At 66.0% G+C, this 23,267-nt stretch carries 18 protein-coding genes and 1 pseudogene; 11 read left to right on the forward strand and 8 right to left on the reverse strand.

Features of this window, described 5'->3' with window-relative positions; translation table 11 throughout:
• The first annotated feature begins 2 nt into the window (after positions 1 to 2).
• From ACVWWN_RS04530 to ACVWWN_RS04545, 4 genes and pseudogenes are all read left to right on the forward strand, one after another.
• Complete coding sequence (locus ACVWWN_RS04530) at positions 3 to 1,406, forward strand: MinD/ParA family ATP-binding protein (protein ID WP_457142824.1); 1,404 nt, start codon at positions 3 to 5, stop codon at positions 1,404 to 1,406.
• Positions 1,403 to 2,931 (forward strand): annotated as a pseudogene (gene eccD, locus ACVWWN_RS04535) (type VII secretion integral membrane protein EccD). The gene ACVWWN_RS04530 and the pseudogene eccD overlap by 4 nt, the downstream one beginning before the upstream one ends.
• Positions 2,932 to 2,943: 12 nt before the next feature.
• Positions 2,944 to 3,729 carry a hypothetical protein gene (locus tag ACVWWN_RS04540; protein WP_457142825.1) on the forward strand — a complete coding sequence of 262 codons (786 nt, stop codon included), beginning with the start codon at positions 2,944 to 2,946 and terminating at the stop codon, positions 3,727 to 3,729.
• Positions 3,726 to 4,043 carry a type VII secretion target gene (locus tag ACVWWN_RS04545; RefSeq protein ID WP_457142826.1) on the forward strand — a complete coding sequence of 106 codons (318 nt, stop codon included), beginning with the start codon at positions 3,726 to 3,728 and terminating at the stop codon, positions 4,041 to 4,043. Before ACVWWN_RS04540 ends, ACVWWN_RS04545 begins: the two co-directional genes overlap by 4 nt.
• A 28-nt stretch (positions 4,044 to 4,071) precedes the next feature.
• Here the strand turns inward: ACVWWN_RS04545 and car are convergent, their stop codons facing one another.
• Entirely contained in the window at positions 4,072 to 7,617 is a 3,546-nt protein-coding gene (gene car / locus ACVWWN_RS04550) for a carboxylic acid reductase (protein WP_457142827.1), read from the reverse strand.
• A 117-nt stretch (positions 7,618 to 7,734) separates the two neighbouring features.
• Between car and ACVWWN_RS04555 the strand changes: the two genes are divergently transcribed.
• Positions 7,735 to 8,325, forward strand: coding sequence for a TetR/AcrR family transcriptional regulator (locus ACVWWN_RS04555; protein ID WP_457142828.1), 591 nt, complete (start codon positions 7,735 to 7,737; stop codon positions 8,323 to 8,325).
• 42 nt (positions 8,326 to 8,367) lie between these two features.
• Here the strand turns inward: ACVWWN_RS04555 and ACVWWN_RS04560 are convergent, their stop codons facing one another.
• The 5 genes from ACVWWN_RS04560 to pdxR form a co-directional block, all read right to left on the reverse strand.
• Positions 8,368 to 8,988, reverse strand: a complete 621-nt coding sequence (locus ACVWWN_RS04560; protein WP_457142829.1) for a cyanamide hydratase — start codon at positions 8,986 to 8,988, stop codon at positions 8,368 to 8,370.
• Positions 8,985 to 9,734: an alpha/beta hydrolase gene (locus tag ACVWWN_RS04565; RefSeq protein WP_457142830.1), complete on the reverse strand. Its 750-nt coding sequence runs from the start codon at positions 9,732 to 9,734 to the stop codon at positions 8,985 to 8,987. Before ACVWWN_RS04565 ends, ACVWWN_RS04560 begins: the two co-directional genes overlap by 4 nt.
• Positions 9,731 to 10,972 (reverse strand): glycosyltransferase, encoded by a 1,242-nt coding sequence (locus ACVWWN_RS04570; protein WP_457142831.1) that lies wholly within the window; start codon positions 10,970 to 10,972, stop codon positions 9,731 to 9,733. Before ACVWWN_RS04570 ends, ACVWWN_RS04565 begins: the two co-directional genes overlap by 4 nt.
• Before the next feature lie 197 nt (positions 10,973 to 11,169).
• Entirely contained in the window at positions 11,170 to 12,153 is a 984-nt protein-coding gene (locus ACVWWN_RS04575; protein WP_457148995.1) for an NADP-dependent oxidoreductase, read from the reverse strand.
• Between the two features lie 142 nt (positions 12,154 to 12,295).
• Entirely contained in the window at positions 12,296 to 13,708 is a 1,413-nt protein-coding gene (pdxR, locus tag ACVWWN_RS04580; protein ID WP_457142832.1) for a MocR-like pyridoxine biosynthesis transcription factor PdxR, read from the reverse strand.
• A gap of 240 nt (positions 13,709 to 13,948) precedes the next feature.
• Between pdxR and ACVWWN_RS04585 the strand changes: the two genes are divergently transcribed.
• The 6 genes from ACVWWN_RS04585 to glpK all read left to right on the forward strand — a co-directional run bounded on the left by ACVWWN_RS04585 (position 13,949) and on the right by glpK (position 21,290).
• Positions 13,949 to 14,908, forward strand: coding sequence for an ABC transporter substrate-binding protein (locus tag ACVWWN_RS04585; protein WP_457142833.1), 960 nt, complete (start codon positions 13,949 to 13,951; stop codon positions 14,906 to 14,908).
• Positions 14,898 to 15,884: an amino acid ABC transporter permease gene (locus tag ACVWWN_RS04590; RefSeq protein ID WP_457142834.1), complete on the forward strand. Its 987-nt coding sequence runs from the start codon at positions 14,898 to 14,900 to the stop codon at positions 15,882 to 15,884. Before ACVWWN_RS04585 ends, ACVWWN_RS04590 begins: the two co-directional genes overlap by 11 nt.
• Complete coding sequence (locus ACVWWN_RS04595; RefSeq protein ID WP_457142835.1) at positions 15,877 to 16,644, forward strand: amino acid ABC transporter ATP-binding protein; 768 nt, start codon at positions 15,877 to 15,879, stop codon at positions 16,642 to 16,644. Before ACVWWN_RS04590 ends, ACVWWN_RS04595 begins: the two co-directional genes overlap by 8 nt.
• Positions 16,641 to 18,374 carry an aminotransferase class V-fold PLP-dependent enzyme gene (locus ACVWWN_RS04600; RefSeq protein ID WP_457142836.1) on the forward strand — a complete coding sequence of 578 codons (1,734 nt, stop codon included), beginning with the start codon at positions 16,641 to 16,643 and terminating at the stop codon, positions 18,372 to 18,374. The genes ACVWWN_RS04595 and ACVWWN_RS04600 overlap by 4 nt, the downstream gene beginning before the upstream one ends.
• A 543-nt stretch (positions 18,375 to 18,917) precedes the next feature.
• Entirely contained in the window at positions 18,918 to 19,706 is a 789-nt protein-coding gene (locus tag ACVWWN_RS04605; protein WP_457148996.1) for an MIP/aquaporin family protein, read from the forward strand.
• 54 nt (positions 19,707 to 19,760) lie between these two features.
• Positions 19,761 to 21,290, forward strand: a complete 1,530-nt coding sequence (gene glpK, locus ACVWWN_RS04610) for a glycerol kinase GlpK (RefSeq protein WP_457142837.1) — start codon at positions 19,761 to 19,763, stop codon at positions 21,288 to 21,290.
• 56 nt (positions 21,291 to 21,346) lie between these two features.
• Here the strand turns inward: glpK and ACVWWN_RS04615 are convergent, their stop codons facing one another.
• Positions 21,347 to 21,700 carry an SDR family NAD(P)-dependent oxidoreductase gene (locus tag ACVWWN_RS04615; RefSeq protein WP_457142838.1) on the reverse strand — a complete coding sequence of 118 codons (354 nt, stop codon included), beginning with the start codon at positions 21,698 to 21,700 and terminating at the stop codon, positions 21,347 to 21,349.
• A gap of 88 nt (positions 21,701 to 21,788) precedes the next feature.
• Positions 21,789 to 22,955: an NAD(P)/FAD-dependent oxidoreductase gene (locus ACVWWN_RS04620; protein ID WP_457142839.1), complete on the reverse strand. Its 1,167-nt coding sequence runs from the start codon at positions 22,953 to 22,955 to the stop codon at positions 21,789 to 21,791.
• Between the last annotated feature and the right edge of the window lie 312 nt (positions 22,956 to 23,267).

The raw sequence follows: 23,267 nt of genomic DNA on the forward strand, positions 1-23,267 counted from the left end.
TCATGTCGGCCGACTATGACCGGCTATTCCACTCCCCGGACACGGTTGACACCGCCGACGAGGACAGTATGAACAGCGACCGCGATACGCCGGCATCAGCTGAGGGCGGCCCGCAGCCGACCGGCGGCCAGGGGCACGGCGAAGTGTCGGGACCAACGCCCGTCGCGGCGCCACGCACCCAGACAGTGCCCGCGCCTGCCCCGCGGCATGCTGAGATCACCACCCAGATGCCACCGCAATCAACTGGGCCGCAGCGTTTTCCGAACAATGGAATGATGCGGGCAGCCCAGGCCACCGCCCCCACGGGCGCGCGGTATGAGCAGCCGCGCCCGATGCCGGCGCCGGCCCCGAGGAGCGCACCGGCACCGGCCCCGGCGCAGCATTTCGCCGAACCGCAGACCGAGACCCACGGCGTCTGGCGGAGCGGTCAGCCGGTTGGCCAACCGGCGCCGACGTCGGCGGCGGCGATGGGCAACCACCGTGCCATCGACGCGCTGTCGCACGTGGGTGTCCGCTCTGCGGTGAAGATGCCGTCGCAGCGCGGCTGGCGGCATGTGCTCTACGTGTTGACCCGGATCAATCTCGGATTGTCCCCCGACGAACTGTACGAGCTCGATCTGCATACCCGTATCCGTCGAAATGCCAGGGACTCCTACCAGATCGGCGTCTTCGGGCTCAAGGGCGGCGTGGGCAAGACGGCGATCACCGTGGCCCTCGGCTCCACCTTGAGCAAGGTCCGCGGTGACCGGATCCTGGCGATCGACGCCGATCCCGACGGAGGCAATCTGGCCGACCGGGCGGGGCGGCAGTCCGCCGCCACCGTATCGGACCTGTTGTCGGATCAGGATTTGACGCGCTACAACGACATCCGCGCGTACACCAGCATGAACGACGCGAACCTCGAAGTGCTCTCCTCGGAGGAGTACAGCGGGGCGCGCCGCGAGTTCAACGACGATGACTGGACAGGCGCGACCAACATCGTGTCGCGGTACTACAACCTGGTGCTCGCGGACTGCGGGGCGGGGCTGTTCCAGCCGGCGTCTCGCGGCGTGTTGTCGACGGTCTCCGGATTGGTGATCGTCGCCAGTGCGTCGATCGACGGCGCCCGCCAGGCAGCCGTGACGATGGATTGGTTGCGGCAGAATGGATACCAGGATCTGTTGGGCCGCTCGTGCGTGGTGATCAATCACGTCGTGCCGGGTAAGCCCAACATCGACGTCGCGGACGTGGTGGAGCAGTTCGAACGGCACGTCCCGCCCGGACGGGTCGTCGTGTTGCCGTGGGACAAGCACATCGCAGCGGGTACCGAGATTCAGCTGGAATTACTGAGCAAGTCATTCCGACGCCGAATCGTCGAACTGGGTGCGGCGCTGTCCGACGACTTCGACAGGCTCGAACGCCGTTGACCACCACCGCCCCCGCACCATCTTCATCGAGCGTCACGCCCGGCCGGCCGTCGACCACCCGAGTCACGATCCTCACCGGCCGGCGCATGACCGATCTTGTATTGCCCGCGGCAGCGCCGATCGAGGCGTACATCAACGACACCGTGTCGGTCCTGGCGGATCTGCTCGGAGACACGCCGGCTGATGTGTTGGCGGGCTTCGACTTCAAGGCACAGGGTGTCTGGGCGTTCGCGCGGCCGGGTTCGCCTCCGTTGAAGTCGGGTGAGTCGCTCGACCACGCAGGGGTGGTCGACGGGTCACTGCTGACCCTGGTCTCCGTGAGCCGCACCGAGCGGTACCGGCCACTCGTCGAGGATGTCATCGATGCGATCGCGGTGCTCGACGAGTCGCCCGAATTCGACCGGCGCGCACTGAACCACTTTATCGCGCTGGCGATTCCGGTGATGGCGATGGTCATCACGGCGGTGGCCGTAAAGGTGTGGTCCGAAACCGGCCGTGCCTGGTGGTGGGCGGTGGCGCTCGGATTCTTCGGCGTCGCTCTGCTCATCGGCCGCGCGGTGTCGTCGAACCGGTACGAATCCATCGACATGGCGGAAAGCCTGCTGGCGGCATCGCTGCCGGTGTGGGCCGCGGCGACGGCGCTGGGTGTGCCGTTGCCCCGCGGGGTCGATTCGATGGGGGCGCCGCAGATCGCAGGCGCGGGCGCCGTCGTGCTGCTGTTGACGTTGGCCACCCGCGGGGGACCGCGCAGACGAGCGGAATTGGCGTCGTTCCTGGCGGTGACGGCGATCGCGGTCACCGTGGCCGCCGTCGGGTACGGCTACGGGTGGGACTACTGGGTGCCCGCCGGTGCCATCGCGTTCGGATTGATCGTCGTGACGAACGCCGCCAAATTGACTGTCGCCGTGGCGCGCATCGCGCTCCCGCCGATACGGCGCCGGGCGAGACGGTCGCCAACGAAGAACTGCTCGATCCGGTCGCGACGATGGGCGCTTCCGACGAGGAGACCTCGACGTGGCAGGCGATCATCGCATCAGTGCCCGACTCCGCGGCACGCCTGACCGAACGAACTGAACTCGCGAAGAGGCTGCTGGTCGGCTTTCTGGCGGCCGGCGCACTGGTCTTGACGGTGGGCGCGATCGCGGTCGTCGTACCAGGACATTTCTTCGTGCACAGCCTCATCGTCGCCGGCCTGGTTGCGACGATCTGCGGGTTCCGGTCACGCCTCTACGCCGAGCGTTGGTGCGCATGGTCGCTTCTGACCGCGGCCGTCGTCATTCCGACCGGTGTGACGGTGAAGCTGTCTCAGTGGTATCCCGCCAGTGCGTGGCTCGTACTGGCGATCTATGCGTCGGCGGTGGTCGTGGCGATGATCATGGTCGGCGCCGCCGAGGGTGTGCGGCGGGTGTCGCCGGTGACCAAACGGCTTCTCGAGTTGGTTGATGGCGCCGCGATCGCCGCGGTGATTCCGTTGCTGTTGTGGATCGCCAGCGTCTACGACGTCCTGCGGAACATCCGGTTCTGAGATGGGCTCGCGATGACCCGGCCGCTGTCAATCGACCTCGAACTCGTACGGGAGGGCGGTTTCGGTCTCCTCGACCAAGCCGGAAACCTGCCCCTGGCGCCTCCGCCGTTCACCCCACCCGGCGGCACGGATCCGTTGTCGACGGCGATCACGGGAGAGGTGCCACTCGCCGAAGGCCCGATCCTGGCGGAGATGCCTACCGTGAAGGCGGGCGCGACGGACACGGCCACCAAGGTGGTTTCCGCCGCCGACACCTACGAGCGCACAGACGAGATGCTCGGCAGGAGAATCGAAGCACGAAATCAATCCGGCACCTCCACAGCCGAGAACACCGCCTCATGCCAGCCGAACCCGATGGGGCAAATGGGCCCGTTGATGGGCATGCCCATGCAGATGGCCCAGCAGGCCGGACAGCTGCCGATGCAGCTGATGGGGCTGGCCGCGGCCGTGCCGCAGGGCATCATGCAGGGTGCTCAAAGTCTGATGGGACAGCTCGGCGGATCGGGTGGTCAACTCGGCAAATCGGGCGGCGATGGCACGGTTGTGCAGCCGGGCGAACTCGATCTGGCCAGCCGCCATGCCGAGGAATCGAGCGAGAACCCCGCGGAGGAGTCCCCGGACAACAACCGAGACCGGTACCGCGAAGACGGCGCACAACAGGGCCAGTCCGAGGCGCAGAGCGCGTCGGCGGCCGGTATACCAAATGAGAGTCCCTCGGAGACAATGCCTCCCGCGCTGCAACATCGCATGCCCGCGCCGACCCGCCCTGCCGACACCGATCCGAAGATCGAGCTATGAGTGGCACCGACGGCATCCTGAAGGTCGATCCTGACGTTCTGCGCAGCGTCGGCCACGAGTTCGAACAGGCGGGGCACAGTTTGTCGGCATTGCAGGCCGACGCACCACTCGGAGAAGCGTCCGCGGCAGTGCCGCAATTACAGACCGGCGCTGCATGCCAGGCGGCCCAGACTTTGGTGGCCGCGGAATTGGCGACGCTCGCCGGCAACACGCACGCGTACGGCGGCAAACTGACCACGGCTGCGCAGACGTACGAGACCCGTGATCGCGAGTCCGCGGAGGCCATCAGAAAGGCGATGCCGCCACGGGTTTGAGCCACACTTTGCTCAGTCCCGCTGTGCGTCAGAGTAATCCGAGTACCTTCAGATCGGTGATGTACTTGACGATCACCGGCTCGGTGATGTGCGGGATGTCCTTGTCCGGTCCGATCTTGTTGTCCTGCACCGCCGCCCGGAAGCGGTCCGTCGGCGCCACAGCTCCGTTGATCGGCTGTTCGGGCTGCTGGTAGTTGTGCAGCAGCGGCAGCAGAGATGCCCGGCGCTGCGCCTCGGGCAGTGCCCGCAGTGCCTTGTCGAAGCGTGCCAGCCACGCCGCATACTCGGGCACCCGGGTGATCGGATAGCCGGCCTCGATCAGCCAGTCAACGAACGTGTCCATGCCGATGCCGTCGTCGTAGGGGTTCATCACGTGGTAGGTCGCGAAGGACTCGTTCTGCTCTGCGGTGAGGTGCGCGCCGATGGTCGAGACGGCGTCGGCGATGAACTCGACCGGCAGCCCCTCGAAGTGGGCCCGCTGCCGGTTGCCGTCGGCGTCCAACTCGTAGAACGAACCGGGCGCGATCCCGGTGGCCACCAACGACAGCATCGTCCGGGTGAACATGTCGGGCAGGTTGAGCTGTCCGACGTAGGTGGTGTCGGCCATGATCATGTCGCAGCGGAACACCGACACCGGCAGACCGCACAGATCGCTGGCCTCCCGCAGCAGTACCTCGCCGGCCCACTTGCTGTTGCCGTAGCCGTTGGCATACCCAGTGGCCGGGTTGTCGTCGATGCTGCGGACGGGGCTCATCTCGCGGATGTCGGTGTCTTCGACGAAGCGGCCCGGTTCGATGCCGTCGCCCACACTGATCGTGGAGATGTAGATGAAGGGCTTGATGCGGGTGGTCACCGCGATGCGGATGAGCTCCGCGGTGCCCACGACGTTGGGGCCGAACAGCTGGCTGTAGGGCAGGACGTGGTTGACCAGGGCGGCGGCATCGACGATCAGGTCGACGGTGTCGGCCAGACGCTGCCAAGTCGGTTGCGCCAGACCGAGATTCGCTTCGCCCTTGTCGCCGGCGAGGACCTCGAGGTGCTCGCCGGCCAGCGACCGGTAGTGCTCGAGCAGGCTCCGGTCAGGCCCGTCGAAGGTGGCGTCGAGTCTGCGGCGCGCTTCGTCATCGGACTTGGCCCTGACCAGAGCGATGACCTTGCCGCCGACGAGGCTCATCCGCTGCAGCCACTGCAGGGCCAGGTAGCGGCCCAGGAACCCGGTCGCGCCGGTGAGCAGTACGGTGCGCACCTCCCGGCTCGGGCGGGGTAGATCCGGGGCGGCGGCCAACGTCTGGGCGTCGATGAACTTCTCGAGCGTCAGTTCGCTGGCGTATGCCTTGTCCGCACTGTGGCTGTGGACCGCCGCGAAGGTGGGTCGCCGGCTACCACCACCGCGCTGGGTGTCGATATAGGCGGCGATGGCGGCCAGGTCGCTGGCCGGGCTGACGATCACCCCGACCGGGACGTCGACGTCGAAGATCGCGTGCAGCAGGTTGGCGAATGTCAACGCCGACAGGGAATCACCACCCAGGTCGGTGAACGCTGCATCGGGCGCGACGTCGGTCGAGGCGGCGCCGAGCAGCGCGCCGGCGGCCCGGCTGACGGTCTCGAGCACCGGCCGATCCGCGCCGTCCTGGCGCAGCGAGCGCAACACGTCGGCCTGGTCGTCGGCGAGGTCGGCGTAGAGCTGCTCGAGTACGGGGCCGTAGTACTGCTTCAACTGGGGGCGGGCCAACTTGCCGATGCCGGTCAGCAGACCGTTTTCCAGGGTGAACGGCGTGGTCTCGACCACGAAGTCGCGGGGAATCTCATACGACCGCAGTCCGGCGTCTCGAGCGATGCGCTGCAACGCCTCGCTCAGCAGCGGCCTGACCGCGGCGAGGTCGCCGCCGACGCTAGCCAGCGCCTCGTCGGTCGGGACGATCACCGCCAGCAGATACGAGCGCGCGCTGTTGCCGTAGACGAAGATCTGTCGCACCCAAGGATGAGTGCCGTAGGCGGCCTCGAGTTTGGAGACCGCGATGAACTCGCCCTGGGACAACTTGAGCACGTTGTTGCGGCGGTCGACGTACACCAGCTCATCCGGGGCGGTCTCGGCGAACACGTCGCCGGTGTGGTACCAGCCGTCAGCGTCGAACAGTTCGGCGGTAACCTCGGGCCGTTTGTAGTAGCCGGGGATCACATCCCGTGACCTGACCAACAGCTCACCGCGCGGATTCGGACGGTCGGTGCTGAGGTAACCCAGATCCGGCACGTCGACCAGTCGGTAATCGGTGACCGGTGGACGGGCGATCCGTCCGTCGACCAGCACGACGCTGTCCTCGGTCGAGCCGTAGACCTCAAGCAGCTGGATGTCGAGAAACCGCTCGACCCAGGACCGCAGCTCCGCAGAGAGCGGCGCGGACGTTGACGTCGCCGAGAAGTGCCGCCCGCCAATGAGTTTCTCGCGCTGCTCGGCCATCACCTGCGCTTCGACGGCCTCCCGGTCGATGCCGTCATGGGCTCGCCTGTCGGTTTCGCTCTGCACGTGCTGGAACAGCATCTCCCAGATGCGGGGGACCAGGTCGAGCTTGGTCGGACGGATCAGGGTGAGGTCGTCCAGCAAGGTCGACAGGTCACTGCGAGCGGTGAAGTAGGCAGTCCCGCCGGCACCGAGCGTGGCATGCAGGATGGTGCAACCCATCACGTGGCTCATCGGCATGAAGTTCAACGTGATGGCCGGAAGCGTGCGGTCGGTGTCCCAGTCGGGGACCACCCATCCGCGCCAGTCTTTGGTCACCAAATGGTCGGTCCACATCGCCCCCTTGGGGGTGCCGGTGCTGCCGGAGGTGTAGACGAGCACTCGCAGAGCGTTGCGGTCACCGCGGGCGAACTGGGGGCTGTCTCTGCGCGCCGCCCCCCGCGCGATCACCTCATCGAGTGCCTCGACGCTGACGTGCAGGTCGGCCAAGCGTGCGGCGGCAGACTGCAACGCCTCGCGGTGGTCGTCGATCTGCGGGTGGTAGTCGAACACCACCAGTCGCTGGGGCGCGTGCGCGGTCTGCGCGAGCTCGACGGCGGCGTCGAGGTGGTCGACGCTGCACAGGATCGCCACCGGCTCGGTCTCGACCAGGATCGCGTGCAGCTGCTGCAGCGGCGCACTGGTCTGCAGCGGAACCGCGACGGCGCCGGTCAGCGGCAGCGCCATGTCCACGATCGCGTAGTCGGCACTGATGAAACCCAGCGTGGCGACACGGTCACCGGGCCGCACGGGCTCACCCGCCAAGGCGTGCGCCAGCGCCTGTACCCGAGCCCATGTCTCGCGGTAGGTCAGCGTGTCGAACCGGGGCTGTAACTGCGCGACCGTGCGACCGGCCGCGTCGGGAACGAACTCGATGGCGCGCTCGCCCAGGGCGGGCCGGTCGGCATAGCCGGTCATCACTGTGCCCATCACATCGACGAGCCCCATGTCGGAACTGTCAAGTGCGGAAATGATCGCCGGATCAGGCTGAGCGGCAACAAGCTGCGCGTCCGAAGAGGTCAACTCGTCGAATCGACGCATGAGCCGCGCTTCGCGAGCCTCGGATGGAGTTGACATAGCGATCCCCTTTCACGATCAAATCGACACTTCGCAGTGCTCAACCTGACGGCCAGTCGGCACTCGAGCCGATCACTATATTGAAGTACAATCTTGGACTGTGATACATTCACGGTTGTGACAGGCATCACCGCCATCGACCGCCGAGCCAGACGCAAGCAGCAGACTCGCGAGCGGATCGTGGATGCCGCCATCGAGCTGTTCATCGCCCAGGGCTACGACGCGACGACCGTCGACCAGATCGCCGCGGCCGCCGATGTGGCCCGGGGTACTTTTTTCAACCACTTCCCGGGCAAAGAAGACGTCACTCACGCCTGGATCGACCGGCGCCGAGATGAGATCCACGACTGTATCGCCGCGGCGAGCGCCCCGCACGCCGTCGCCCGCATCGTCGAGGGCCTCCAAGCCGCCACCGCGCTCTACGATTCCGACAGCGTCGCCAGGCGTCCTATGACCCGCATCTGGATCCGATGTGGCGGTCCGTTCGGCGCCGGCCACGGTCAGACCGCCGAATCGATCCGGGCGGTCCTCGACGAGGGCCGGCAAGCCGGGCAACTGCGCAAGGACCTCGACATCGGGGCCGCCGCCTTTCTGCTGCAGGACTCCTTCATCGGCGCCCTCTGCCGGTGGGCAGCCACCGACACAGACTCGTTGGAGCAGCACGTCCAACCCACGCTCGACCTCGTCGTCCCCGTACTTCGCGACTGAACCGCGGGCTGACGTCGGCGCCGTGGTCCAGTGGATAGACGCCTAGCCGTCGAGCGGGTTGGCCTTGATGCGTCCGTCGACATCGTTGGCAACCGATGCGGCGGCGGCGCTGCCCGGCTTGCGATTCGCCTGGTCGTTGAAGCACGCCAGGAATTCGCTACCGAATCCATCCCCGGGGTAGCGGGCGAGTAGTTCGGCCCTTGCCTCCGCTGGGAACTCCTCTGGGCGCCGTCCGACTATCTCCCAGCTGGTCGCGACCTGCAGGATGTGCGACTCGGGGTCGGCGTCCGCAGAGATGTCGCCGCGCATGTGCAGCACGATGATCTCGGTCGCCCTGGCTGCACGATCAGCCGGCCAACCCGCCGCCACACCGAAGACCCATGCCAGGTCGCCGCCCGCCTCCTCGAAGGGCAGTCGGTGACTGTCGAACGCGTCGGTGAGGCCGATGTCATGAAGCATCGCCGAGACGTAGAGCAGCTCGTCGTCGTAGGTGATGCCGTGCGCTGCGCCGTACATGCTGCCCCACAAGTAGGAGCGGACGCAGTGGTTGAGCAACGCGGGTGTGTAGAAACGGGTGGCCACGGCGAGTGCGGCCGTCGCCGTCGGCGTCTGCGGAAATTCAGCGCCGGCAGCAGCGTTGAATTTCAGGTCGGGGCTGCTCATTGCTTCTTCCTTTCTCGTGATTCTTGTAAAACGCCGTTTTGCGGCAAACTGATTTCACCGCCCAGCGAAAGCCGTATCTGCCGGGCGACCGCGGCGGGCTGCGACAGAAATGGAGAGTGCGACGACGTGAGCCGATGGACATCATCGGCTCGCCGAGCCATCTGCTCCTGTGCGGCCACCGGAATCGCGTTGTCTGCCTCGCAGATGATGTAGGTGCTCGGGATGGTCCGCCACGCTACTTCGGTCAGGCGTTGCTCGAATGAGGCGTAGGACTGATAACAGACTTGGGCGGCAGCACGTTCAGCGGTCGCGGTATCGACGTCGTTGTAGAAGGTGGTCATAGGCGTCGTAGCTTCGAGGTAGTCGCCGATTCCTTCACGGCGGTGGCGCTTCGCCCACGGCATCAGCACCCCCCCGGCGGGAGATAAACACGAGTCATCGGCGTCGAGCTGCATTGCGGCGAGATAGATTATCCGTCCGACGTTTTTCGCGTCCGACAATGCTTGGGTGGCCGGTACGCCGCCGTAGGAGTGAGCGACCACAACGACCGGCCCGTCAATGGCTGCGGCTGCTCGCGCGATCACTTCGGCGTCCGCATGCATGTCCTTCAGGGCGGCCGGGTCATCACCGCTGCTTGTCAGAGCCACGGTATGTACGTCGATACCCGACAATTCGGTTACCAGGGGATCCATGTGGCTGGGCTTGTGATAGGCGCCCGGGACGAGAAGCACTGCGGGAAGAGTCATGAGACCTCCGGTCGTGTTGAGGTGAGTATTCGTTGTTCGATCAGGTCGGCACCACGGGCGACGCCGCCGGTCGCCACATATCCGGCGGCGACGCGGCGGGCGCCCGCGGTCATCGCCGTGGCCTGGAGAACCTTCTCGCGCAACCGGGGAGCGGTGAGATGCTTGGGCAGCAGCCGAGTGCCGCATTTCGCCACCTCCACGCGCCGCGCGACCTCGAACTGATCGCGTCCGTACGGCACTACGCATACCGGTATTCCGCGCGCCAAAGCCTTTTGAGTGACGCCCATTCCGCCGTGGGTGATGGCGCATGCCGCGCGCTCCAGCACCTGGCTGTGGGGCACGAACTCGCATACCGTGGCGTTGGCCGGTGCCCCGATCTCTTCCGGCACGCCTGCCGGCAAGGTCGCCACGATGTGGACCGGCTCCTCTGCCAGTGCGACCAGCGCTACGCGCGCCAGCCCGGAATCGCCTTGGTCCTCTGAGGACGTCGATACCAGAACAATCGGTCGGTCGATCTGCGCCAGCCAGTCAGGCACAGTCGACGGCGCCGGATCATAGGAGCAGGCGCCGATGAACTGGATGGAGTCGTCCCAGTCCGGATGCGGGTAGTCGAAGGGTTGGGCAGTGGCGACCAGAACCAGCGGCGGCCGCCGTACGTAGTCGTCGGGGGATGTGAGCGGGCGGAGGCCGAACCGGGCGCGAATGTTGTTGTGCGGGCGGACCCACGTGTCGAGCGCAGTGAACTTGCGCCGGTACAGCGCATCTCGGAGCCGGCCGACCGGTCCCGGCCACGGCCGCAGGCCGGGCCCCCATGGCGGCACTCCTTGCGACCGCAGATAAGGCAGGAAGGCCCAGAACGAGAGCCATGGCAACCCGCTGGCTTCGGCGACTGCGGATGCTCCCCAGCAATTCGGATCGACAATCAGCGCGTCCGGGCGAACGTCGTCGATCGCCTTCCTCAGATCGGGGACTTCATACTCGGCACGCCGCGTGAACGCACGTCGCGCTCGCAACAACGCCTCCAGCGGATTCGCCGCGCCGCCGTCATCCAGCGGCATGGCCTCAATGCGGGGATCGACCGGCTCGGTGGCGAAACCCATGTCGAGACCGGTGTTCACACCGACGGCAAGGGTGCGCAACGCGACGTCGTGCCCCCGGTTACGAAGCTCCGTCAGCAGCAGGCTGATCGGAAAGAAATGACCCATCGCAGGAGGCTGGTACGCGAGGATCTTCGCCATGACGATGTCCTTTCATGATTGATGGGGACCCACGTCGAAGGGCCTTCGTAGGCGCGTGATGCCCCCCTCGGTGTGGCACCGAGAAGTGCTGCTGGGATGTGACTTTGAGGCGAACCTCGTCTGCGGCGACGGTCAATACGTCCAGCGGTAGGCGCACCGAAGCGCGACTTCGCGTGCCACCGCCAAGTCTCGAACCGCTACTTCGGTGACAGGTTCCGCGATCCACCCAATTCGGGGATCGACCCATTGGTCGCCGGCTGCCCATCGTCGATGACGCGGATCACCACCTTGCCGCGAATACGATCGGCCGGGTCGAATGCAGCAGGAGCCTGTTCCAGCGGGCATGTCGTCCCGACGAGAAGACGCAGCCGTCCGTCCCGCACCCTGCGCTCCAGTGCGGCGAGCGCGACGCGGTCGGACTCGACGACGAAGAAGACGGCCCGTCCGTCGTCGGGCTGGACTCGCGGTGGTTCGGCGACGCTGACCAGGGTTCCGCCCGCACGGACCAATGCCGCCGAGCGATCAAGGATTGGACCGCCGATCACGTCGAACACCATGTCAACTTCGCCGATGCCCGCCAGCCCGTCATGGTGCAGGTCTACGAAATAATGCGCGCCCAACCCGAGCACGGTCTGGCGGTCGGCTGCGCGACCGGTGCCGATCACCCAGGCGCCGGTCTCACGGGCGAGCTGCACAGCGACCGATCCGACGCATCCGGCAGCACCGTGGATGAGGACGGTCTGTCCCGCCCGGAGTCGTCCGTGAACGAAAAGTCCCTGCCATGCCGTCATCCCCGAAATCGGCAGGGCAGCGGCCACCGTGTGGTCGATCCCGTCCGACAACGGCGCGAGGTTGCGCGCCTCCACCGCAACGAACTCGGCCAGCGTGCCGTTTCGGCACCAGTCGGTGAACCCGAAGACTCGTTGGCCGACGGTCAGCCCGGTGGTGCCGTAGCCCAATTCGGTGACCACCCCGGAGACTTCGTGGCCGGGGATGGTCGGTGACCGGTCTCGGCCGGCACGGTCGGTCCAGGTGCCCGGCCAGTCCAGTTCGCCCGAACTGAAGCCCGCCGCGTGCACCTGCACGATGACATCGTTCTCGGCGGCATGGGGATAGGGCATCTCTGTCACTGCCAGCCCGCCAATACCGGCAGCGCGCTCACGCGCGACGACCGCTCGCATCGACGTCAGCCGGCGTGCCGGCGGGCGCAGCTCGGTAGTCACGGTGTTACCTACCTCCAGCATGCTTCGACGCTAACCGCGGTATCGCAGTCGTCGTGGGCCACTTCGGCGCGCCGAGAAGGGGCCAGTTGAGCCGGTCAGATCAGGGCAGCAAACTTACCAACGCATCCAGCGCCCCCGACCATGCGCTCGGCGAGGGTGCCGCATACCCGATCACCAAACCGTCGCGTCGGCTGTCGGTTTCGGGATGACGATATTGATCAAGTCCTCTCACGCCGAGCTGTCGCCACGCGAGTTGACGAGACAGTCCACTCCCGTCGCCCCCGGCAAGCTCGAGCACCACATGCAGACCCGCGTGCATCCCGGTAACGGTGCTCTCGGGTGATGACCGGGCGACAGCGGAGACCAATTCTTCACGGCGGCGTCGGTATTGGGCACGCATCGTGCGAATGTGTCTGTCATAGGAACCGGACGCGATGAACTCGGCCATCGCCAACTGCTCGACGAAGCCGCTCGTCTCCTCGGTTTCACCCTTCTGCCGGGCCACCGCGTCGACGAGTCGTTCGGGCAATGCCAGCCACCCGAGTCGAAGCCCCGGCGCGAGCGACTTGCTCACGGTCCCCATATAGATCACATGTTCGGGATCGACGCCCTGTAGCGCGCCGATGAGGCCACGGTCGTATCGGAATTCTCCGTCGTAATCGTCTTCGATGATCACGCCACCGGTTCGTCGCGCCCAATGGACCACCGCCGCGCGGCGGTCGGAATGCAGCGACATGCCGAGCGGGAATTGGTGCGAAGGTGTGAGGAGGACACCGCCCACCTCGGCCATGTCGTCGAGAGCCGTGACGTCGGCACCATGAGCGTCCAGTGTCAGTGGGGGGCAGTGCAATCCCGCCGCCGCGAGGGACCCCCGCTGCGAGGAAAGGCCGAACGCCTCGACGCCCACCGCGGCAACTCCGGCGTCTGCCAATGCGCCGGCGACGAGCCTCAGTCCTTCGGCCGCCCCTGAGCACACGACGATGTGGCACGGTCGGGTCCGAACTCCCCGGGTTCGGGCCAGATACTGGGCGAGAGCGTGGCGAAGCTCGGGCCGGCCGTGCGGGTCGGTGTAGCCGAACGCCTCGAACGGCGCCGTGCTGAGGGCACGGGTGACGGCGCGGCTCCACTCTGAGCGTGGAAACGACGACAGGTCCGGATGGCCGGGCCGCAGGTCGTGGACTATTCGGGGCAACGTCCGTCGCGGAGGCGGTGTGGCGACGGACCGGACAACCTCGGCCGCACGGTCGGAGACCAGTGTGCTCGAGCCGTGTTGTGACGTCAGCCAACCCTCGGCGATGAGTTTGGCGTATGCGCGCGCCACGGTGTTGCGGGCGACACCGAGGTCGACGGCCAGCGCGCGGCTCGAGGGCAGCCGGGTGCCCGGTGTCAGTCGTCCCGACCGGATTGCGTCGCGGATGGCGTCCATAACGCTGTCGCGCACCCGGCCGTCGGGACGATCCAGATGTAGATCCAACCCGGCGACGGAACTCGGCAGTGCGGTCGTTGAGGTCACGTCAGTGTCCGCGGTCCGTTTGAGCCGGGACGATAGGCAGCGACGGTGATCCCATCCATGGCGTCATCTCTCTCGAAGGCGTAATAGGCAAAACGCGCGCGGGCGGACATCGCATCGCACTACTGCGCATGCGGTTCCGCACAGCGGCCGCACCGGCGACGCGCCATCACTTCAACATTTTGTAGAGACGACTTCAACAAACTGTTGTAGTGTCACGCGCATCACACTTTGGAGGTCACGATGCGATCACGCGTGCGGCACCGCTCCCAGGTTTTCATGGCGCTTGCCGGGGCTCTTGCGGCCGGTATCACCGCTTGTGGAAGCGGGGTCGGCGGCGATAGCGCAAGCCAACCGGCTAGCGGGGGCGGCCACGCGGCGATCCCGGACAACAGCGCCCTCATCGCCACCATCGAGCCGGACCAGGCACTCACAGCCGCCCTTCCGCCCGCGATCGCGGAGTCCAAAACCGTGAATGTCGGTTCGAACATCCAATCGGCGCCGAACAACTTCTACGCCACCGACGGCAAGACGCCGATCGGATACGAGGTCGATCTGGTCAAAGCCATTGGATCCAAACTCGGCGTGCAGACGGCGTACCAGGACATGGCTTTCGGCTCGCTGATCACCAGCCTGCAGTCCGGCCGCATCGACATGACCATGGCTGCGATGAACGACACCAAGGAGCGTCAGCAGCAGGTCGATTTCGTCGACTACTTCTCCTCCGGGATCACGATCATGGTGCAGAAGGGCAACCCGGACGGCATCTCCGGTCCAGACACGTTGTGTGGCAAGAAGGTGGCCGTGGTGCAGGGCACCAGTCACCAGAAATTCGCCGCCGCACAGAGTGACAAATGCGTGCAGGCCGGCCAACCTGCCATCGCTGTGACGGCCACCGACAGCGACACCCAGAATCAGAATCAGCTTCGCACCGGGCGGGTCGCCGCGATTCTCAATGATCTGCCCAGCGCCGTGTACATCTCCCGGACCGCCGGCAACGGCAACACGTTCGAGGTCGTGCCCGGCCCGCCGATTGAAGGCGGACCCTATGGCATCGGCTTCACCAAGACCAACACCGCACTGCGGGATGCGGTGAACCGGGCGCTGGGCGAGCTGGTCTCCGACGGCACCTACCTCAAGATTCTGCAGAGCTGGGGTGTCGAACAGGGTGCGCTGAAGGAGCCCGCCATCAATGGAGCCTGAGCCTTCCCCCCGTCGCTTCGCTCGCCCTGAGCCTTCCCCCCGTCGCTTCGCTCGCCTTGAACCTTCCCCCCGTCGCTTCGCTCGTCCTGAGCCTGACGCCCTGCCCATCGTCCGGCTCCGCCACTGGGGACGATGGGTCAGCGCGGTCGTCATCATCGCCCTGCTCGCAGCGCTGCTCGTCGCACTGGCGCAGGCGCAGATCGACTGGGCCGCCGTCCCCGATTTCGTGGTCTACCGCGTGATGATCGTCGGCTTGGTCAACACAGTGGTGCTCGCCGTCATCGCGCAGTCGGTCGCCGTCGTGATCGGGACGGTCATCGCGTTGATGCGCCGCAGCGCTAATCCCGTTGCCAATTGGTTCGCCTCGGCCTACATCTGGTTGTTCCGTGGGCTCCCGGTGCTGCTGCAGATCCTCATCTGGTACAACCTGGCGCTGGTCATTCCGACCATTTCGATCCCGCTGCCGTTCGGCGGATATCTCCTCGATGAGCCGACCAACGTCCTGGTGAGCGCATTCACCGCGGCGCTGCTCGGGTTGGCGCTCAACGAGAGCGCGTACATGGCCGAGATCGTCCGCGCGGGGCTCAACAGTGTGGACAGCGGGCAGACCGAAGCCGCGAAGTCTATCGGCATGGCGCCAAGTCTGACCCTGCGTCGGGTGGTGCTTCCGCAAGCGATGCGGGTGATCATCCCGCCAACCGGCAACGACTTCATCAACATGCTGAAAGGCACCTCGATCGCGTCGGTGATCGGCGTGACAGAGCTGCTCCACGCATCCAACAACATCTCATCCCAGAACCTGTTGGTGATGGAAACGCTGTTCGCCGCGGCGATTTGGTACATGGTGGTGGTGACGGTAGCGGGCGTCGGACAGCACTATCTGGAGCGCACGTTCGGCGCCGCCGAGCGCAGCGTTGCCGCGCAGGCCGCCAAGGCGCTGCGGGCCATCCCGCTGACCAGGGGGGCCCGTGTCTGAGCCGCTGCTGCGAGCGATCGGTGTGCGGAAGAGCTACGGGCATACCGAGGTACTGCGGGGGATCGATCTGGAGGTGCGCCGCGGTCAGGTGGTGTGCCTGCTCGGCCCGTCGGGGGCGGGTAAGAGCACATTCCTTCGATGCCTGAACCATCTCGAGACCATCGACGCCGGCCAGGTGTGGGTGGACGGCAAACCGATCGGGTTCGAGCTGCGCAACGGAAAGCTCTACGAACTCCGGGAACGCGACGTCGCCAAGCAGCGGCGCGATATCGGCATGGTGTTCCAGCGATTCAACCTCTTCGGTCACCGCACCGCTCTGGAGAACGTCATCGAGGGCCCGATCCGAGTGCTGGGCATCGCTGCCGACATCGCCCGCAAGGACGGACTCGAGTTGCTCGACCGGGTCGGCCTGGCCCAGCGCGGCGACGCCTACCCGGCTCAGCTGTCCGGGGGTCAGCAACAGCGCGTCGCGATCGCCCGCTCCCTGGCGATGAAACCCAAACTCATGCTGTTCGACGAGCCGACCTCGGCATTGGACCCCGAGCTGGTGGGCGAGGTGCTGTCGGTGATGAACACGTTGGCCGAAGAGGGGATGACGATGGTGGTGGTCACCCACGAGATCGCATTCGCCGCCGAAGCCGCCGACGAGGTGGTCTTCATGGCCGATGGGGTGGTCGTGGAGAGTGGCCCACCCGAGAGCGTTCTGAAGACGCCGAAACACGTACGCACGCAACAATTTCTGGCACGGGTGCTGGCGTGAGGCCCATCTCGCCGCGCTACCTGCTGCAGTTCTCGGAGCAGGCGGGCTATCTCGACTTCGCCCGCTTCGGACCACCCTCGCATGCCGTCCTGGACGCCACGGCACGGCTATCGGAGAACGCGACGCACGCGGGGCCATCCACTGTTGACGAATTGATGAGGGAGGAGACCCGCGCCAAGGCTGCCGCGGCGCGGTTGTGCCGCAGCGACATCGACCACATTGTCCTGCAGCCGCACACCAGCCTCGGGCTGTTGCAGGCGGCTTTCAATGCTCCGGGCGGCACGGTCCTGGTGTCGGCCGGGGAGTTTCCGGCCAACACCTACCCGTGGGCCCGGGCCGAGCAGGCCGGACGACTGACTGTGCGCCGCCTGCCGGCCGGATACGTCACGGCGGACCGGGTCGCCGAGGCCCTCACTGACGATATTTCGACCGTTTCGGTCAGCGCCGTCGACTACCGCACCGGCTACCGCGCCGACCTCGCCGCCTTGCGTGAAATCGTCGGCGACCGACTGCTGGTCGTCGACGGCATTCAGGGTTTCGGCGTGATCGAGGCACCGTGGGAGGTGGCCGACATCCTGGTCGTGGGCGGACAGAAATGGCTGCGGGCCGGCTGGGGGACCGGGTTCGCCATGCTGTCGGACCGGTCGCTGGAACGGATGGACCCGGTGCTGTCGGGCTGGACCGGAGCGCGCGACCCCGGCCTGTTCGACGACGAGATCCACCCCCCTGACAGCACGGCCGCGGCGTGGTCGATATCGAACTTGAGCCCAGTGACCTCCGGAGCGTTCGCCGCAGCGCTGGAGTTGGTCGAGGAGGCGGGCGTCGACCCGATCGCCGCGCACATCGCAGAGCGGGTCGAGGCACTCGAAGACGTGCTCCTATCCCATGGCGCGCAGATCGTGTCCGCACGCGAGCGGCGGGCCGGGATTCTGGCGTTCACGCTGCCGGAGCATCCGCCCGAGCAGATCGGTGCCGCCCTCAACGCGGCCGGTATCGCGGCAACCGTTCGGCCCGAACATATTCGGCTGTCGCCGCACGCCTCGACCTCGCTGGAGAGCGCCGAGCAACTGAGGGCCGCCCTGGCTTCGCTGTCGCAGCCGCGTCGAGCCGACCCGACGCCCCATCCGACCGCCATGGGTAACGTCACGCACGAACTGCTCGCGTCGCTGGTGCCGGCGGTACACGGGCTGGCGGCCATGCTGGGGCCCGGCAACGAGGTGCTGCTGCACGATCTGTCCCGGCTGCCGGACTCGATTACAGCCATTGCCGGTGATCTCACCAATCGTCCGGTCGGTGGACCGATGACCGATCTGCTGCTGGGGCTGATCCGCCGCGGCACCACCCAGGACCTCATCAATTACCGCACCAACAGCCCTGACGGGCGGCCGATCCGTTCCTCCACGCTGTTCCTGCGAGACGCCGATGGTGTGGCGATCGGCTGTCTGTGCCTGAACAGCGAACTGCCCGAGGCCGCTTCGTCCGAGACTCCGCAACGCGAGGAGAGTTTCCCGCCCGACGTCGACAGCTTGCAACGCTTCCTGGTGGATCGCGCGATCGCCAAGATCGGCGTGCCGCCAGTCCAGATGAAGAAGCATCACAAAGCGGCCGTCGTTCGAGAACTCGACGAAGCAGGCTTCTTCCTCATCCGGGACTCCGTCGATCATGTCGCTGGACAGCTGGACGTCACCCGCTACACGATCTACAACTATCTCAACGAGATTCGAGGCTGACCGCTTCGGTAGCCCACGCTGGTGGTGGCCTACTCGGCATTCGCCGCGGTGTCGACCAGCGACCACACGTCAACCGATCGCACGTCTCATTCCAAGTTGCGCTGTGTCCAGAGAAGCGCGGGCCCATGTGGAGAAGAAGCGAAGGTTCGCTGAAGGCGTTGTCACCCAAATTCATTCACCTCGGCTCGTGCTGGTCATGGTCTGCGCCGAGAACGACCTGCGCCCCCTGGCCCTTGCCGGCGGCGAATTTGCCATCGTCTTGACAGCAACCTTGACTGCGACTCCACGGTACGGTGTTGCCCAATTCTATTGCGCCGGTTGACATGTGACTTGTGTTACATTTAGGCTCGCGATTGCGTGAAACGTTTCAACCCGGCCGAGCTCGAACCCCACCGCCTGCTGGATCTGGACTTGCCGCATCCGCCCGGCGGTACGCCCCGTCTGCCGGGCTCAGCGCAGAAATGGAGAGCCTCGATGACGAGCACCACCGAGAAACATGGCGGTCGCTCGCGTGCCGATCACGCGCGAGGCGCCATCAAGCCCATGGTGCCCGGCCTGACGGGTGAACTCATCGCCGAATTCTTCGGCACTTTCATCGTCATTCTGTTCGGTGTCGGGGTGGTCGCGCAGGTGGTCGCGGGCGAGATCGGGGGCCACGACAGCATCGCCTGGTCCTGGGGCCTGGGCGTCACGATGGGCATCTATGTCGCAGCGCGGATCTCCGGTGCCCACCTGAATCCGGCCGTATCTGTTGCGCTCGCCGTCTTTTCGGGTTTCAGCTGGAAGAAGGTCGCGCCCTATGTGCTGGCGCAGACCGCCGGCGCGTTCGTGGCGGCTCTTCTGGTGCGGTGGAACTACACCGAGGTGATCGCAAAGGTGGATCCGGGCCACACCATCAAGACCCAGGGCATCTTCTCGACCCTGCCGGGCAACGGCACATTGCCGGTCAGCGATCTCGGTGCGCTGCGCGACCAGATCATCGGAACCATGATCCTGGTCTTCGTCATCTTCGCACTCACCGACCTGCGTAACTCTTCGCCATTGGCCAACCTGGCACCGGTGGTCATCGGACTGCTGGTCGTAGCCATCGGCATGGCATGGGGCACCGACGCCGGTTATGCGATCAATCCAGCTCGCGACTTCGGGCCACGCTTGGCCGCGTTCGTCACCGGATACGGTGGGACGTTCCGCGACCAGTACGGCGATCTGTATTTCTGGGTTCCCATCGTCGGTCCCATCGTCGGTGGCCTCATCGGCGGCGCCCTCTACGTCTACCTGATCAAGCCCCATCTCCCCGCGGCATCCGACGAGCCCGAACACATAGCGGGCTAACAGGTTTCGACCTCGAGCTGCTGAACAAAACCGCCCATCTACGAAGGAGATGTGATGGCCGACTTCGTCGGAGCAATTGACCAGGGCACCACCAGTTCGCGGTTCATGATCTTCGATCACGGCGGAAACGAGCGCGGCAAGCATCAGCTCGAGCACGCCCAGATCCTGCCGCGCGCCGGCTGGGTGGAACACAACCCCGTCGAGATTTGGGAGCGCAGCAGCGCGGTGCTGCAGACGGCGATGAATGCCTCGGGCCTGGCACCGTCGGACTTTGCCGCGCTGGGCATCACCAATCAGCGCGAGACCGCCGTCGTGTGGAACCGCAAGACGGGCCGCCCGTACTACAACGCCATTGTGTGGCAGGACACCCGAACCGACCGGATCGCCAGCGCGTTGGACCGGGATGGCCGCGGAGACGTCATCCGCGCCAAGGCCGGTCTGCCGCCGGCGACCTACTTCTCGGCGGGCAAGGTGCAGTGGATCCTCGAAAATGTCGACGGCGTGCGTGCCGACGCCGAACGCGGCGACGCCCTGTTCGGTAACACCGACACTTGGTTGTTGTGGAACCTGACCGGCGGGGTCAATGGAGGAGTGCACATCACGGATGTGACGAACGCCAGTCGCACCATGCTGATGAATTTGGAGACTCTGCAGTGGGATGACGAGCTGCTGGGTTTCTTCGAGATTCCCCGTGCGATGCTGCCGGAGATCCGGCCGTCATCGGATCCGCGCGGCTATGGCGAACTCCGCCTGCCGAGCGGCGCCGCGGGCATTCCGCTCACCGGCGACCTCGGCGACCAGCAGGCCGCGACCGTCGGGCAAGTCTGCTTCAGCCCCGGCGAGGCCAAAAACACCTATGGCACCGGCAATTTCATGTTGCTCAATACCGGCGAGGAGCTCGTGCGCAGCGCGAACGGACTCCTCACCACGGTCTGCTACCAATTCGCGGGCAAGGATGGCGGTCCGGCGAAGCCGGTCTACGCGCTGGAGGGCTCGATCGCTGTCACCGGCTCGGCGGTGCAGTGGCTGCGCGATCAGCTCGGCGTCATCTCCGGTGCCGCCGAGGTGGAAAGCCTGGCCCGTCAGGTCGACGACAACGGTGGGATGTACTTCGTGCCGGCATTTTCCGGTCTCTTCGCCCCCTACTGGCGCAGTGACGCGCGCGGTGCGATCGTCGGGTTGTCGCGATTCAACACCAATGCACATCTCGCCCGGGCGACGCTGGAATCGATCTGCTATCAGAGTCGCGACGTCATCGACGCAATGGCCGCCGACTCCGGAGTGAGACTGGAAGTGCTGAAGGTCGATGGCGGCGTGACGGCCAATGAACTGTGCATGCAGCTGCAAGCCGACATCCTCGGTGTTCCGGTCAGCAGGCCAGTGGTCGCGGAAACCACCGCCCTGGGCGCTGCCTATGCCGCCGGTCTTGCGGTCGGGTTCTGGGCCGACACCGACGAACTGCGCGAAAATTGGAACGAATCGCAGCGCTGGAAGCCGGAGTGGTCCGATGCGCAGCGCGCCGAAGGCCATGCCGGCTGGCGCAAGGCGGTTTCGCGCACCCTGGACTGGGTCGAGATCGACTGATTCCACCGTTCCGGTCGTTCCGAGCAGTCCGGGACGCGGTTTCGCGGGCGCAGGGGTTAGGAGGCGATCGAGAGCGGCGCCGTTCTCACAGCGTTGGTGAGCTGACTGCGGCAGCCGTCGATCACTTGTGTCACGACTCCCAGCCGTGTCTCCGCCCGCCGGAGCACGCTCTCGAGTTGTGTTGCGTCGTCGCAATCAGCGGCGATCGCGAGAACGTGATCTACCCGCTGTCCCAGCAGTATTCGGCTCAACGATGTGGGGCTGCGGGCGGTGACCACCACCCGTTTGCCCGCGGCGAGCAGCGCGCGGGCGGCTGTGAACCCGCTGTCGGTGTCGGCGTGGGTGATCAAGATGACCTCATGGTCGGCTGAGTCCCGGGTGTGCCCTCGAAACGCGTTGTCGTCGCTCATGCTGACAGTCAAGCGCGCGAAGCTAGGTCCTCGGCATGAGCTCACTGGGAACCAGATCTGAGCTGACGCGATGGCTGCGACGCGGCGGTCAGACGATGTTGGTTTCGGCCGGGCGCACCTCGGCATCGGTGAATCGGGCGAGCGCAAAGTCCCGGATGTCGTACTTCGGGGTGATTCGGTGAAAGAGGTCGCGCACGATCTCCCCGGTCGCGGGAGCCATCAGGAAGCCGTGCCCCGAGTACCCGGTGGCAACGATCAAACCGTCGACTTCGGTGCTCCGGTCGATGATTTGGTTGCGGTCCGGCGTCACCTCGTAGAGTCCGGCCCAGCCACTGCTGATGCCGTAATCGAGGACTGCCGGGGCGCAGCGCTCGGCGATCGTGCCGAGGCCGACGAGCCAGTCTTCGAGTTCGAACCGCAGGTTGAATCCAGGCGTCTGGTCGGGGTCCGACCAACCCAGCAGCAGTCCGCTGCCCTCGGGGTGGAAGTAGAAGCTCGACGGAAAATCGATCGTCAGCGACGGGGACTCCGCCGGCAGTTCCGTCAGCGGTTCGGTGAAAGCGATCTGTCGGCGCACCGGTGTCACGGGGATCGTGACGCCGAGCATCGCGCCGATCTGGCGTGACCAGGCGCCGGCTGCGCATACGACGGTGTCGGTCTTGATGCGGCCGTTCGTGGTGATGACCTCGGTGATGGCGCCGGCATCGCCGGCGACGTCGAGGACTTCGCAGTGGCGCACGATACGAGCGCCGTGGCGGCGCGCGGCCGTGGCGTAGCCCATGGTCACCGCCTCGGGGGTGGCCTTGCCGTCGCGCGGTGACCAGCAGGCGGCGGCCATCCCGTCGGTATTGATCAACGGTGAAATGCGTTGAGCCTGAGCAGGGTCGACGATCATACTCGGTACGCCGAGGTGGTTCTGCAGAGCGACCTGTGCGGTGAAATTGTCGACACTGTCCTGGTCCCACAGGAGATACAGGTAGCCGTCCCGGTGGAAGTCGATTTCCTGGCCGTACATTTCGTTGAACCGCGAGTAGACCTCCAGTCCCCGTAGCCCGATTTCGATGTTGGCCGGGTTGCTGAACGACGCGCGCACGCCGCCGGCGGCCTTGCAGGTCGAGCCGCTGGCCAGTTCGTCTCGTTCGATCAGGACGACGTCGGTGACCCCGGAGCCGGCCAGGTGGCAGGCGACGCTGGTGCCGATGACGCCGCCGCCGATGACGACGACGGATGCTGATTCGGGGACGTCCCTGGTCATGGTTGCGCAACCTCGTCATGTCGCGTGCAGCCGCCGATCCGCGGATGCGCTGCTTCTCATACTGCCCCCTCACAGCCGCTTCTCGATACGGTCGGCGACACGTCGACCAGGCTCGAGAGTGCGCGCCGCAGACCACGGTGATGGCTGCACACCGTGTCTGATCCCGTTGGCGGCATGGAATCCGGCCGCGAGCGCAGCCATGACTTGGAAGCCGCGGTGGCGGTGCAGGCGACTCCATAGAGACGGACGTTTGTAGAGCATCTCTCGATCGTCGCGCCCGGGCCACGCCACGAACAGTGGCACTAGAGCCTA

This window comes from Mycobacterium sp. URHB0021 (assembly GCF_054057895.1).